The organism is Streptomyces sp. NPDC006655 (genome assembly GCF_040703965.1).
Taxonomy (GTDB): Bacteria; Actinomycetota; Actinomycetes; order Streptomycetales; family Streptomycetaceae; genus Streptomyces.
On record NZ_JBEYJU010000008.1, the window covers coordinates 97,277 to 110,632 of the forward strand.

The 13,356-nt window shown below is 71.7% G+C and carries 10 protein-coding genes; 3 read left to right on the forward strand and 7 right to left on the reverse strand.

Going from position 1 to position 13,356, the window contains the following annotated elements; all coding sequences use genetic code 11:
- Positions 1-255 precede the first annotated feature (255 nt).
- The 3 genes from AB0958_RS07070 (at position 256) to AB0958_RS07080 (ending at position 3,165) form a co-directional block, all read left to right on the forward strand.
- A complete protein-coding gene (locus AB0958_RS07070) occupies positions 256-1,116 on the forward strand; it encodes an ABC transporter ATP-binding protein (RefSeq protein ID WP_366889285.1) in 861 nt (286 codons plus the stop codon).
- Positions 1,113-1,994 (forward strand): ABC transporter permease, encoded by an 882-nt coding sequence (locus AB0958_RS07075; protein WP_366889286.1) that lies wholly within the window; start codon positions 1,113-1,115, stop codon positions 1,992-1,994. Before AB0958_RS07070 ends, AB0958_RS07075 begins: the two co-directional genes overlap by 4 nt.
- 76 nt (positions 1,995-2,070) lie before the next feature.
- A complete protein-coding gene (locus AB0958_RS07080) occupies positions 2,071-3,165 on the forward strand; it encodes an ABC transporter substrate-binding protein (RefSeq protein WP_366889287.1) in 1,095 nt (364 codons plus the stop codon).
- A 58-nt stretch (positions 3,166-3,223) separates the two neighbouring features.
- On the opposite strand, the gene AB0958_RS07085 is transcribed toward AB0958_RS07080, so the two are convergent.
- The 7 genes from AB0958_RS07085 to AB0958_RS07115 all read right to left on the reverse strand — a co-directional run.
- Complete coding sequence (locus AB0958_RS07085) at positions 3,224-4,498, reverse strand: hypothetical protein (RefSeq protein ID WP_366889288.1); 1,275 nt, start codon at positions 4,496-4,498, stop codon at positions 3,224-3,226.
- A gap of 38 nt (positions 4,499-4,536) precedes the next feature.
- Positions 4,537-5,805 (reverse strand): HAMP domain-containing sensor histidine kinase, encoded by a 1,269-nt coding sequence (locus AB0958_RS07090; RefSeq protein ID WP_366889289.1) that lies wholly within the window; start codon positions 5,803-5,805, stop codon positions 4,537-4,539.
- A complete protein-coding gene (locus AB0958_RS07095; protein ID WP_366889290.1) occupies positions 5,796-6,449 on the reverse strand; it encodes a response regulator transcription factor in 654 nt (217 codons plus the stop codon). The genes AB0958_RS07090 and AB0958_RS07095 overlap by 10 nt, the downstream gene beginning before the upstream one ends.
- Before the next feature lie 9 nt (positions 6,450-6,458).
- A complete protein-coding gene (locus tag AB0958_RS07100) occupies positions 6,459-8,918 on the reverse strand; it encodes a transglycosylase domain-containing protein (protein ID WP_366889291.1) in 2,460 nt (819 codons plus the stop codon).
- Positions 8,915-10,327 (reverse strand): MFS transporter, encoded by a 1,413-nt coding sequence (locus AB0958_RS07105; protein ID WP_366889292.1) that lies wholly within the window; start codon positions 10,325-10,327, stop codon positions 8,915-8,917. Before AB0958_RS07105 ends, AB0958_RS07100 begins: the two co-directional genes overlap by 4 nt.
- Positions 10,324-11,532, reverse strand: coding sequence for a type III PLP-dependent enzyme (locus AB0958_RS07110; RefSeq protein ID WP_366889293.1), 1,209 nt, complete (start codon positions 11,530-11,532; stop codon positions 10,324-10,326). Before AB0958_RS07110 ends, AB0958_RS07105 begins: the two co-directional genes overlap by 4 nt.
- The coding region (locus AB0958_RS07115; protein ID WP_366889294.1) for an IucA/IucC family protein at positions 11,529-13,356 on the reverse strand (1,828 nt) is incomplete at its 5' end. The genes AB0958_RS07110 and AB0958_RS07115, both read right to left, overlap by 4 nt.

A 13,356-nucleotide genomic window follows, 5' to 3' on the forward strand; every position in this document is an offset into this window, starting at 1 on the left:
GTGTCCCTCGTGTCTCTCGCCTGTCGTAGGACTGCCGGGCCGGCTCCTGCGCCGTACCCGTGGTGGCGTGATTGTGCCCCCGACATCGGCCTTCTGCCCACCCCCGGTCCACTGAGCAGAACGAGCAGAAGTCCGGCTAACACGGCTAACGCGGGATACGGAGGAAACAGCGACGTAACACCCGGCGGCCCCTAGCGTCTGCCTTCCTCGACCCCCGAGGTCCGACCCCCGAGGTCAGGAAGGAGACAGCCGCAGATGGCTTCACGCAACGATGCCGCGGTGAGCCCGGTCGCCGAGAAGAGCGGCCAGGACAGCGCGCGAGTCGAGATTTCAGGGCTCACCAAACGATTTCTGACCCCCGCGGGTGAGGTGTTCACGGCACTCCAGGACGTTTCGTTCACGGTGGAGCCGGGCCAGTTCTGCGCGGTGGTGGGCCCGACCGGCTGTGGCAAGTCGACGACGCTGGGCATGGTGTCCGGGCTCGACCGGCCCAGCGAGGGCTCGGTCAGGGTCGGCGGCCGTGAGGTGGACGGCGTCACCGACGGCGTCAGCTTCATGTTCCAGGCCGACGCGCTGCTGCCCTGGAAGACCGTGCTCGGCAACGTCCTGATGGGCCCCGTCTTCCGCGGCGTGCCCAAGCGACAGGCACAGGCGTCGGCACGCGACTGGCTGCGGCGGGTGGGCCTCACCGGGTTCGAGGACCGCTACCCGCACCAGCTCTCCGGCGGGATGCGCAAGCGCGTGGCGATGGCCGCGGCGCTGATCAACGAACCCCGGATCCTGATCATGGACGAGCCGTTCGGCGCCCTGGACGTGCAGACCAAGGCGATCATGTCGACCGAGCTGCTCGGTCTGTGGGAGCAGATCCGGCCGTCGGTCATCTTCATCACCCACGACCTCGACGAGGCCGTGGCGCTCGCCGACCGGGTCGTCGTCATGACGTCCAGCCCCGGGTCGGTCAAGGCGGTCTTCGACATCGACCTGCCCCGCCCGCGCGGCTCGGTCCAGGAGATCCGCTTCCAGCCCCGCTTCATCGAACTTCAGCACCAGATCTGGGACTCGCTGCGCGAGGAGGTGGAGCGCGCCTACGCACGCACCGCAGGAGGTACGGCATGAGCACGGCGTCCGCAGTTTCCCCCGCCTCCGTCAAGGACGGCGCACAGCTTTCGGCGGCCGCCGCCGCCAGACGCGCTCGCCGGCGTCGCGTCGCCCTGGTGTGGGCCGGCCGCGTCGGACTCGCGGTCCTCGTCATCGGCGGCTGGCAGGCGTTCACCACCTGGGGGATCGTCGACCCGTTCTTCTTCGGGCAGCCCTCGGGCATCGCCAAGCGGCTTGTCGACCTCTTCCGGCACGGCACCGAGTTCGGCTCCTTCTACGCGAACATCTGGACGACGATCCAGGAGGCGTTGGCCGGCTTCGCCGTCGGGGCCGTCACCGGCGTGGTCTTCGGGATCGCGCTGGGGCAGAGCCGCTTCCTCGCCGACGTCCTCGGCCCCTACATCAAGATGGTCAACGCGATCCCGCGGATCGTCCTCGGCTCGATCTTCATCGTCGCGTTCGGCATCGGGGTGCTGCCGAAGATCCTGCTCGCCGCGGTGCTGGTGTTCTTCATCGTCTTCTTCAACGCCTTCCAGGGCGTGCGCGAGGTCGACCGCAACATCCTCGCCAACGCCAGGGTGCTCGGCGCCTCCCAGTCGCAGATCATCCGGCACGTCACCGTGCCCTCCGCGCTCACCTGGATCATCGCCAGCCTGCACAGCGCCTTCGGCTTCGCCATCGTCGGCGCGTTGGTCGGCGAGGTGCTGGGCGCCCAGAGCGGCCTCGGTCTGGTCATCAAGACCGCGCAGAACAACTTCGACCCCAACGGCGTGTTCGCGACGATGCTCGTCATCTCGGTCATCGTGCTCGGCGCCGAGTGGGTGATCGGCAAGCTGGAGCACCGGCTGCTGTCCTGGCGGCCGCCGGCCCCCTCCGAGGCGTCCAACGCGCTCTGACGCGACCCGCCGCTCCCTCTTCCCCGCTCTTCCCCGCTCTTCCCTGTTCGACCTCAGCAAAGGAATGTGGCCAGCCATGTCCAGACGACCCGTCGCAGTCGCCGCGTCCGTCCTCACCGTTCTCGCCCTCGGCGCGGTCAGCGCCTGCTCCGGCACTTCGGGCAGCAGCTCCGCAAGCAGCGGCTCGGGCGGCACACCGACCGTGAAGCTCATGGTCGGCGGCATCGACAAGCAGATCTACCTGCCCTACCAGCTCGCCCAGAACCTCGGCTTCTACAAGAAGTACGGCGTCGACGTCCAGCTGAGCACCGAGCAGGACGGCGGTGTCGGCGCCGAGGAGGCCATGGCCTCGGGGCAGGTCGACATGGCCGGCGCCTGGTACAACCACACGATCGAGTTCCAGGCGAAGGGCAAGGCGGTCGAGGACGTCGTCCAGCTGTCCGGCGCGCCGGGCGAGCGGGAGATGTGCACCAAGAAGTCGGGCGTCACCTCGGGCGCCGACTTCAAGGGCAAGACCCTCGGCGTCACCGACCTGGGCTCGGGCACCGACACGCTCACCCAGTTCCTGGCCGCCAAGAAGGGCGTCAAGACCAGCCAGTTCCACCGCATCGGGGTCGGGGCGGGCTCCACCGCCATCGCCGCCCTGCAGAACGGCAAGGTCGACTGTGTGATGACGACACAGCCGACGGTAGCCGCGATCCAGAAGAAGGGTGTCGGCACCTCCGCGATCGACCTGGCCACCACCCAGGGCGCCACGGCGGCCATGGGCGGTGCCTACCCCGCGGCCAGTGTGCTCGCCCGCACCGACTGGGTGGACGCGCACAAGGACACGGTGCAGAAGGTCGTCGACGCGCTCGTCGCCACCATGCACTGGATCAACACGCACAGCGCGGCCGACATAGCGAACAAGCTGCCGGCGTCGTTCGTGTCGAACCAGCTGGTGACCAAGGCCGACTACATCACCGCCCTGACCGAGGACAAGGGCCAGTTCCTCCCCGACGGCATCATGCCGGCCGGCGGCCCGAAGACCTCGCTTGCCACGGAACAGCTCGTCGGCAACGTGAAGGGCTCGGTGGACCTCGGCAAGACGTTCACCAACGACTTCGCCGTCCAGGCCAACAAGACGGAGGGCTTCAAGACCACCACGACCCCGGCAGGGCCGACCGGCTGACCCCCGCGGAACCGGGGCCGCTCGGGTGACATCCACCGGAGCGGCCCCGGAAGCGTGCTCAGCGCATGTCCGTGAGGAGGGTGCGCAGTTCGGCCTCCTGACGGGCCGACGGCATCGGCGGGTTCGGGTGGTCGATGCCGAAGGTCTTCAGGACCTGGTCCATCTGGGCGTCGAGGAACGTCCAGCCGGTGTTGTCCAGCGGCTGCAACGTGGCCTGGTCGGCGTCCCAGAGGTCGCGCAGCGACTGAGCGGCCGCGTGGGCCCCGGTCGCGTTCCCCGACTGCGCGTCCTTGAGCGAGGTCGAGGCGAGTGCCTTCAGCGCGGCGACCTTCGTGGCCGGGAACTTCTTCACGGCCTGGCCCGGGGCGAGGTGAACGGTGGAGGTGGCGTCGGTCTCCGGCGCCGGTCCGACGTGCGGCTGACCGTGCGCCCAGCCCAGCAGGGCCACGGTGGCGACCGCGAGGACGCCGAAGCCCGCCAGCCCGACGCGCTCCCGCCGGGGGTCGGTGGTGGTCCCCGGGGTGTGCGTGGCGTCGTAGGTCTCGGTCACGTCGGAGCGGGTCACCGTCAGGTAGACGACGGTCGCCAGGATCAGGCCGAGGAAGATCAGGCTGGTGGTGAAGGTGCCCAGCGCGAGGCCGGTCGGCTCGCCCGGCGCGGCGACCTTCGGGGAGGCGAGCCAGTCGCCGATGTTGGCGCCCAGCGGGCGGGTCAGGATGTAGGCGAGCCAGAAGGACAGCACGGGGTTCGCGCCGAACTTCCACAGCAGCGTGATCGCCGCGATGAGGCCGAGCGGCAGGAGGACCGAGACTCCGGGGCTCCAGCCGGTGAGCTCCAGGGTCCAGTCGCCGGTCGCGGTGCCGAGGGCGAAGGTGACGAGCACGGTGAGCCAGTAGAAAGACTCACGCGGCAGCGTGTTGACCGAGTGGATCGAGAGGGTGCGCTCGCGCAGCCACCACGCGCTGAACACCACGGCGAGCAGCACCGAGAACACCACGGTGCTGATCCACAGCGGCACGTTGAGCTGGTCGGTCAGGATGTCGGTGTACAGCGTGCCCGTGACACTGACGACGACCACGGTCAGCCAGTACGGGAAGGGTACGTACCGCTTCAGCCGCATCTGGACGGCCAGGACCACGACGAACACCGCGGTGAAGATCCAGGCCGTGTTCACCAGGCCGACGCCCAGTTTCATGTTGATCCAGTCGGCGAAACTCTCACCGACGGTCGTGCACAGGATCTTGATCACCCAGAACCAGACGGTGACCTCGGGAACCTTGTTCAGCATCAGCCGCCCGCTGCGGTGCGTGCGGGCTTCGCTCGTCGTTGTCATGCGCCGAGGCTGGCTCGCCCAACCTGCACACAACCTGACTACGCGGCCGCCTCCGGCGTGGGGAAGGTCACCTCGACGCGACCGTGACCAGCCGCGATCGCGCGGACCGCCACTCCGGCGGAAGCGGCGAGCCGCTTGACCACGGCCAGCCCAAGGCCGTGCCCGTCGCCGCTGGTCACGCCCGCCTCGAAGACCCGGTCGACCTCCGCCGGGTCGAACCCCGGGCCGTCGTCGAGGACGTCGATCACGACCCCCTGGGGCTGCACGCGCCCCGTGACCCAGACGCGCGAGCTCGCGTGCCGCAGGCCGTTCTCCAGCAGGGGTGACAACACGGCCACGACGAGTTCCGTGGCCACGGCGACGTCGACGTCGGCCGGGATGGCGAGTTCGATGGACCGACCGGCGACGGCCTGTCGCGCCGCCGCCCGGAGATCGCAGCGGGTACCGCCGTCGATCCGGGTCCGGGCGGCACCGAGGATCGTGGTGATCGCCGTGTTCAGGCGGTCGACCTCGGTCAGCACGGTCCGAGGTGGCACCTGGTGGCCGGAGAGCTGCGCCAGCTGTGCCTCGCCCCGCAGGGCCGTCAGGGGCGTCCGCAGCTCGTGGGCGATCTCGTCGGTGAGCCGGCGCTCGTCCGCGAGCGCGTTGTCCACGCGGTCGAGCAGGCGGTCGAGCGTTCGGCCGAGCTCCCCGAATTCGTCCCGGGGCACACCGAGGTCGAAGCGGCGCCCGGGTTCGTGCTCGCCCCAGTCGTCGGCGAGCGCGGCCATGTCGTGGACCACCCGCAACGCGCGGCCCACCACGAGGCGCGCGACGACGGCGGCGAGCAGGATCGCGATGCCGCCCAGGATGAGCGACATCGTCAGGCTGCGCTGCTCCGACGTCTCGTACGGTGTCAGATCGACCCGCACGACCACCATGACGTGGTGGCCTTCCTGACGGATCGGCTGGGCGTACAGCAGGTCACTGCCGACCGTGGTGGTCCGGGACCGTCCGGAGCCGACCAGCGCGTCGACGCGGTCGCGGACGCCGGCGGGCACGAGTCCGTCGATGAGGCGCCCGTCGGCGTACACCCACGAGACGGTGTCCAGTGCTTCGTTGCCGCCCTCGATCAGCACGACGCGGCCACCGCGGACGGCCACGTTCGCCGCCGCCGCTTCCGCACGGGTGTGCGCCAGGGCGTGCGCATCGGCGTCGGTCACCCGGCTCAGCAACACGTGGGAGACCACCACCAGGACCGCGACCACCGCTGTCGCGATCAGGACCGCGAGCGCGACGACCCTCCCCCGGAAGCCCGTCACTCCCATCGGTAGCCCACCCCGCGGACCGTCGCCAGGCGGTCGGCGACGCCCAGCGCACCGAGTTTGGTCCGCAGCCGGCGCACGAAGGAGTCCAGGGTGTTGTCGCTGACCTGCGCGCCGTGCGGCCACCCCGCGGCGACGAGGGCGTGGCGGCGCACCGCGTCACCCTGCGCGGCGATGAGCCTGCCCAGCAGCCGGAACTCGGTCGGCGTCAGGCTCTCGCTCGTCGAACCGTAGGTCACGACGTGTTTCGCGGGGTCGAGCACGACGCCCCTCGCCGGAGTGGTCGCGGTCGTCCTGCGCAGCAGGGCGCGGACCCGCACCAGCAGCTCCGGGATGTCGAACGGTTTCGTCATGTAGTCGTCGGCTCCCGCCTCGAACCCCCCTACCTTGTGGTGCATGCCGTCCAGCGCGGTGAGCATCAGCACCGGGGCGTCGACGCCGCGCGAGCGCAGCGCCAGGCAGACGTCGCGGCCGTCGGCGTCCGGGAGCCCCAGGTCCAGGACGACCAGGTGCGGGACCGGATCGAGCCGGCGCAGCAGGCTGTCCGCGGTGGCGGCGACGGCGACCGTGTGGCCGTCGTGCTCCAGCGCACGCTTGAGGACGTCACGGACCGCCGCGTCGTCCTCGCACACCACGATGAAAGCCACGGGCAGACCCTAACGGCGGACGCGTGCCGGCGCCGATGTGGTGCTCGTCGGCCCGGGTGAGGGTGAGGTGGTGCCGCCGGTCCCTCCGGTCGTGCCGCCGAACAGGCCGCCGCCGGTGCCGCCGGTGGTTCCCGTCGTGTCGGTCGGGCTCGGGCTGACGCAGTGCTTCCCGTGCCCGTGGCACGGTGCGGTGGTGGGAGTCGGGGTGGCCGGCACGGTCGGGGTGGCCGGGGGTGTGCTCGGGGCCACGGTGGCGGAGGGCGTGGGCGAGGGTGCGCCGTACTCGTCCGTGGACTGGCCGAGCGCGGGTGCGGGCGGGAACTGCTGGACGGGTTGTCCCTGGAGGGCGGCGGTCATGTAACCGGTCCACACCTCGGTGGGCATGTCGGCGCCGAAGACCTTGGCGTAGCCGCCGACGCCCTGCATGGACTGGAGGCCGGCGTTCTTCGGGTCCTCCTTGAACATGCTCACGGCCGTGGTCAGCTGCGGGGTGTAGCCGATGAACCAGGCCGACTTGTAGTCGTCGGTGGTACCCGTCTTGCCGGCCGCCGGGCGGCCCAGGGCCTGGGCGTTGGTGCCGGTGCCGTTCTTGACGACGTCCCGCAGGACGTCGGTGACGGTGTCGGCGGTCGAGGCGGGCATGGCCATGGTGCCCTTGGGCTTGTCGAAGCCGGGCAGCTGCCGGCCGTCGGCGACGACCTTGGTCACCGAGTACGGCTCGTGCTGGACGCCGCCGTCGTCGAAGGTGGCGTACGCGTCCGCCATGCGTATCGCCGACGGGGTGGACGTACCGATGTAGAAGCCCGGGGTGTCGTACTGCAGGCTCGTGCGCAGGAGCCCGGCCTTCAGGGCCTCGCCCTCCACGGCGTCGTAGCCGACGTACTCGCCGAGCTGGACGTACGGGGTGTTGACCGACTGCTCCATCGCCTTGCGCAGGGTGATGTAGCCCCACTTCGTGGTGACGTCGTTGCGCTGGTGCAGGAGCCCCGTGGGGTCCTTCGCGTCCGGCAGCTCCTGGCCCTGCTGGTTCTTGATGGTGATGCCGTCGTCACCGTCGAACTTCGAGTCCGGGGTGATGGGCGAGGCCGGCTGCCCGGGTGAGAGTACGGCGCCGTGATCGAGAGCGGCGGCCAGGTCGAGGGGTTTGAAGGTGGAGCCGACCGGGACGCCGGCCGCGTCGGCGTTGTCCGTCCAGTGCCCCTTGTTCCAGCCGGGCCCTCCGTACAGCGCGACGAGTGCGCCGCTGGACGGATCGATCGACGCCGCGCCGACCTGGACGTCCTTGTCGGCCGTGCGGTGCCGCGGATCCAGATGCTTCCGCTCCATCGCCGTGACGGACGCCGACAGGGCGCTGACCTTCTTCTTGTCGAAGGTGGTGTAGATCTGGTAGCCGCCGTGGCCCAGCTGCTGGTCGGTGAGGGACGTGTGGGCCTCGACGTACTTCTCCGCGGCCTGCACCAGGTATCCGGTCTGCCCGGCCATGCCCGCCGACGGCGTGTACGGCTTCGGCGTCGGGAACCCCGCCGCCAGGTACTGCTGCTCCTGCGCCGCGGTGATCTTGTGGATCTTGGCCATCCGGTCCAGCACGTACTTCCAGCGGGCCGTGGCCTGGGCCTTGGCCTGCGGGTCGGTGTCGGCGTGCATCAGCACGCTCGGCTCGTTGACCGTGGCGGCGATGAAGGCCCCCTGGCTGACGGTCAGCTGGGAAGCGTGCACGTGGTAGTAGGTGCGGGCCGCGGCTTCGATCCCGTAGGCGTCCCGGCCGTAGTAGCAGGTGTTCAGGTACCCCTGCAGGATCTGCTGCTTGGACATCTGCCCGCCGATCTTCAGGGAGATCATGATCTCCCTGAGCTTGCGGGTGACCGACTGGTCCTGGCTGAGGTAGGTGTTCTTCACGAACTGCTGGGTGATGGTCGACCCCGACTGCACCTCACCGCCCGTGGCCATGTGGTAGACGGCGCGGAGCATGCCCTGCGTGTCGACGCCGGGATCGGTGTAGAAGGTGGCGTTCTCCGCGGCGAGGAAGTCCCACTGCACCAGCTTGGGAACCTGGGCGAGGTCGACGTTCTGCCGGTTGGTGGACCCCTGGGTGGTCATCACCGAGCCGTCCGACCAGTAGTAGGTGTTGCTCTGCGCCTGGGTGCTGGGGTTCGCGCCGGGGATGGTCGTCGTGGCGTAGGCGTAGCCGAACAGGCCCAGCAGGCCGGCTACGAACAGCAGGAAGGTGCCGGACACCAGTTTCCACGACGGCAGCCACCGCCGGAGGCCGCGTCGGCCGGCCCGCGGGTAGTCGATCAGGCCGCGTCGACGGGGGCGCCCGGCGTCCGCCTGCCGGGTACCGGCGGCTCGGCGGCCGCGCCCGTCCCGGGACTGCGCGGCCCGGCGCGCCGCGGCCCGGCCGCCGTGTTGCGTGCCGTCGGGGCCGGGCGGTACGGCCCGCCCCGACGGTCGGCGCCGGTGTTCGCTCATTCTCGCCACTCCTCGGTCAGCGCCCGTCCCCGTCGGCGCCGGGAGGCAGCCCACGGAGTGCGCTCTTGACCTGCCGGGGCGCGCTCGCACCCCGGGCAGCTCCTACATGTTGTAAGACTAAGGTGCGCGGGTGCCGGGCAGGCAGCCGCCCCCTCGACCGCGGGCGCGGGGCCGCGCCGTCTCCGGGGGCTCCGCGCCCCACGCCCGCGGGCCAGGACGCCGAGCGCGAGCGCCGCGACGAGCGAGACGGCACCGCCCAGGACCAGGGTGAAGCGGGCTCCGAGCGTATCGGACACCAGGCCGACCAGCGGAGCGCCGACGGGGGTGCCGCCGAGGAGGACGAGGAAGTAGACGGACAGGACGCGGCCGCGCAGCGGTGGGTCGGCGTGCAGCTGGACCAGCGCGTTGGCGGTGGTGGTCACGGTCACCGCGGCGTATCCGGTGAGGAACAGCAGAAGCAGGAACGAGCCGTAGTCCGGCATGAGACCCTGCGCGATCTCCAGTGCGCCGAAGCCGATCGCGGTGGAGGCCAGACGGCGCCGGGTGGGGGGCTTGCCGTGGTGGGCCCGGTGCAGCGCGCCGAGCAGGCCGCCCAGGGCGTAGGCGGCGGAGAGCCAGCCGAAGGAGGCGGCACCCGTGTGGAACACCGTGACGGCGACGAGCGAGATGGTGACCTGGAAGTTGAGGCCGAAGGTGCCGACGAAGGCGACGAGTCCGATCGGGAGGAGCAGGTCCGGGGTGGTGGCGATGTGGCGGAGCGCCTCGCTCACCCGGGTGGGGCCCGGTCGGGCGCGGGCCGGGGCGTCCGGCGCGTCGGTACGGATGGTGACCAGGCCGTGGAGGACGGCCAGGTACGAGACGGTGTTCAGGAGGAACACCGGGCCGGTGCCGAGGGCCGCCACGGCCAGGCCGGCGAGGGCCGGGCCGACGGCGCGGGCCACGTTGAACTGGGCGGCGTTCAGGCTGACGGCGCCGGCCGTGTGCTCCCGGGAGACGAGTTCGCCGATGTAGGCGTTGCGGGCGGGACCGTCCAGGGCGGTGGCGGCGCCGAGGGCGAGGGCCAGCGCGTAGAGGGACGGCAGGTTCACCGCTCCGGTGACCGTGAGCAGTCCCAGCAGGAGCGACTGGGCGGCCATCGCCGTCTGGGTCAGGAGCAGGGTCCGCCGCCTGGGGTACCGGTCGGCCAGCACGCCTCCGGTCAGGCCCAGCAGGGTCCCGGGCAGGAACTGCAGCGCGGTCACGGTGCCGACCGCGCTGCCGCTGTTGCCGGTGGTGTGCAGGACGAGCAGGTCCTGGGCGGCACGCTGCATCCACGTGCCGATGTTGGAGACCAGCTGTCCGAGCAGGTAGCGCCGGAAGGCGCGGACGGCGAGCGCGTGCGTCGCCGGCGGGCGGACGACGGCACTCATGACGTCCGACGGGCGCGAGCGTCACCCGCGACGGGCGCGCCGGCGTCGTCGAGGTGGTGGAAGGTCGGGTGCGGGTGCATGAGGAACGCGTGGTGGGAGATGTTCCACGCGTAGGCGCCGGCCATGGCGAAGGCGACCCGGTCGCCGACGCGCAGCCGTTCGGTCATGATCCGGCTCGCCAGGACGTCCTTGGGCGTGCAGAGCTGTCCGACCAGCGTCACCGGCTCGTCCCGGACCTCCGGACGGTTCCAGGGCCGCGGCCAGGTGTCCCGGGGGATCACCTCGAAGGGCTGGTCGTGCTGTTTCGCGGCCGGGGTGCGCAGGTGGTGGGTGCCTCCGCGCAGGACGGCGAACGCGTGCCCCCGGCTGAACTTGAGATCCAGGACTTCGGTGACGTACCACCCGCAGTACGCCGTGACCGAGCGGCCGGGCTCGATCCGCAGGGTGAGGTCGGGGTGGCGGGCGAGGATCCGGCGCAGTCCGGCGCCCAGGGCGGGCCAGTCGAACACCCTGGGCGGGTGCGTGTAGTCGACGCCCATGCCGCCGCCGACGTTGACTTCGCGCAGCTCGACTCCGCGCTCGCGGGCCCAGCTCCCGGCCCAGGCGAGGATCTCGTCGACGAGCAGGAGCTGGGGCCGGGCCCGGAGGCCGCTGGCGAGGTGGAGGTGGAGGCCGCGCAACCGGACGCCCGGGACCGCCCGCATCACCTCCAGGCAGCGGTCCAGCTGGACGGGATCCATGCCGAACGGACCGCCGCCCATGGCCAGGGCGACCGGGCCCACGTCGACGGGCAGGTTGACGCGCAGCAGGACGTCCACGGTCCGGTCGCCCAGCAGGGTGGTCAGCAGGCGGAGCTCGTGTTCGCTCTCGATGTGCAGGCGCCCGACGCCCGCGTCCAGCGCCCGGGTCAGTTCCTGCGGGGTCTTGCCGGGACCGCCGAAGGCGATCGGCGCACCCGGGACGACGGCGCGGACGTGGTCCAGCTCGCCGCCGGAGGCCACCTCGAAGCCGTGGACGTGCGCGGCGAGGGTGCGCAGGATCCGGGGGTCGGAGTTGGCCTTGGCCGCGTAGAGCAGCTCGACGCGGTCCGGCAGTGCGGCCCGGATCGCGCGCACGTGGTCGCGCAGGCCGGGCAGGTCGTAGACGTAGGCGGGCAGGTCGTCGTCGGGCAGGGCGGCGACGAGGTCGTACGTCTCGGGCCTCACCGGACCACCTCGCGGGGGAAGTCCGCGCCGAGCGGGCTGGGCAGGGGCACGTAGCCGGCGTGCCGGTCGGCCTTGCGGGACCAGCGCAGCAGCAGGTTGGCCTTGGCCGGCAGCGGTACGCCGGACAGCAGGGCGCGCAGGCGCGGCGGTTCGGCGGCGGTGCGGGCGTACGCGGCGAGGTGGTCGCGGACCAGGCCCCACAGGGCGGGTTCCAGCGTCGGGTCGAGGTCGGCCAGGGCGCTGAGCAGCTCGGCGGTGTGGTTGACGAGGAGGCAGTAGGCGACCCGGTTCCAGCCGTGTTCGGGATCGTAGGTGAGGGGGCCGCGCACGTCGTCGGGGAGGTCCGCGAGGGCCTGCCGGTGACGGCCCGGCAGGAGCTTGGTGCCCTCCAGGTCGCGGAAGAACATCTGCGCGGGCGTGCCGTCGGCCCGGACGCCGACGACGACGTTCTGCAGGTGGGGTTCGAGGACGACGCCGTGTTCGAAGTAGGCGGCCAGGACCGGCGGCAGCAACAGCCCGAGGTACGCGTCCCACCAGGCCAGGACGTCGCCGTCGCCGCGGGCGAGCAGGTGGGAGACATGGGCCGCGCCGGTCGGGTACTCGTCCGCCACCGCGGCGGCGAGCAGGGGCGTGACCCCGGGACGCAGGTGAGGGCGCAGGCCGGAGCGGACGATGACGCCGAAGCCCTCCAGGAGGGCGGTGTCGCCGGCCGTGTCGAGGGTGCGGTAGCCGGGCTCGGCCAGCAGCGCGCAGCCCGGGAAGCGCTCGGTGAGCCGGGCGAAGACGGGCTGGAGCAGCCGGTTGAGGGCGACGGCCCCGGACAGCTCGTACCTCGCGTGCTTGCGGACGCAGTTGGTGAGGCGGACGTTGAGGCTGAACTTCAGGAACGTGTCGGCCTCCGGTGCGTACAGCGTCCGCACCGACGCGGTCGGCACCAGCTCCGGGCCGCCCGCGCCGGTGTCCACGACGTCTCCGGCGGCGAGCGCCTCGCGCAGCCGGTCGTGGTCCTTCAGCAGCCGGTACTGCCAGGGGTGCACGGGGAGTACGGCGAACTCCGGGCCGGCCACCGGGTGCAGCGCGTCCAGCGCGTACGGCTCGCCCTCCTCCCGTACGAGGTGACGGCGCACGGCCAGGTAGCGCAGGCGGAAGCGGGTGCCGGTCTCCGGGCCGTACGCCAGCCAGTCCGCCGGGTCGCCGGTACGGGCCTTGGGCGTGGGGTGGAAGCGGTGGCCGAACACCAGGGACTGCTCCGAGGCGACGTACGGGTCCGCGGGCGCGCAGGCCCCCGCCCGCTCCTCCAGGACGACGCGGATCGTCTCCCGGCTGTCCGCCACCTGATCCAGGAACTCCTCGTTGGCCAGGCCCGTGCGCTGTTCCAGTTCGTACTGGACGCTGGCGGCCAGCTCGCGCCAGTCCACGCTCACCCAGCCGTCTGCGTCGAGCCGCTGCACCGAGCCCCGGAAGCGATGCGCCCCGATCAGCGAGGTCCGGCGCAGCGCGGCGCGCAGCAGCAGGCCCCGGCGGGGCAGTCGGAGCAGGAGGTGGTCGTCGGCGACCGTCACCTGGTGCTCGGGGGCGGACACCTCGCGGATCAGACAGTTGAGCAGTGTGTGGGCCGTGACGAGGTCGGCCGTCCGGGACGGCTCGGCGGACGGGGCGGGGGCGGTGGTGGTGCGGTCGGTGTGAGGGGCGGGGGCGGTGGTGGCACGGTCGGTGCCGGGGGCGGGGGCGGTGGTGGTGCGGTCGGTGTGAGGGGCGGGGGCGGTGGTGGCACGGTCGGTGCCGGGGGCGGTGCCGGTGGTGGTGCGGTCGGTGTGAGGGGCG

What these genes read in the sequence shown, in the direction of transcription:
- AB0958_RS07070 (WP_366889285.1), top strand. Translation starts at nt 256, where the DNA reads ATGGCTTCACGCAACGATGCCGCGGTGAGCCCGGTCGCCGAGAAGAGC.
- AB0958_RS07075 (WP_366889286.1), top strand. Translation starts at nt 1,113, where the DNA reads ATGAGCACGGCGTCCGCAGTTTCCCCCGCCTCCGTCAAGGACGGCGCA.
- AB0958_RS07080 (WP_366889287.1), top strand. Translation starts at nt 2,071, where the DNA reads ATGTCCAGACGACCCGTCGCAGTCGCCGCGTCCGTCCTCACCGTTCTC.
- AB0958_RS07085 (WP_366889288.1), bottom strand. Translation starts at nt 4,498, where the DNA reads ATGACAACGACGAGCGAAGCCCGCACGCACCGCAGCGGGCGGCTGATG.
- AB0958_RS07090 (WP_366889289.1), bottom strand. Translation starts at nt 5,805, where the DNA reads ATGGGAGTGACGGGCTTCCGGGGGAGGGTCGTCGCGCTCGCGGTCCTG.
- AB0958_RS07100 (WP_366889291.1), bottom strand. Translation starts at nt 8,918, where the DNA reads ATGAGCGAACACCGGCGCCGACCGTCGGGGCGGGCCGTACCGCCCGGC.
- AB0958_RS07105 (WP_366889292.1), bottom strand. Translation starts at nt 10,327, where the DNA reads ATGAGTGCCGTCGTCCGCCCGCCGGCGACGCACGCGCTCGCCGTCCGC.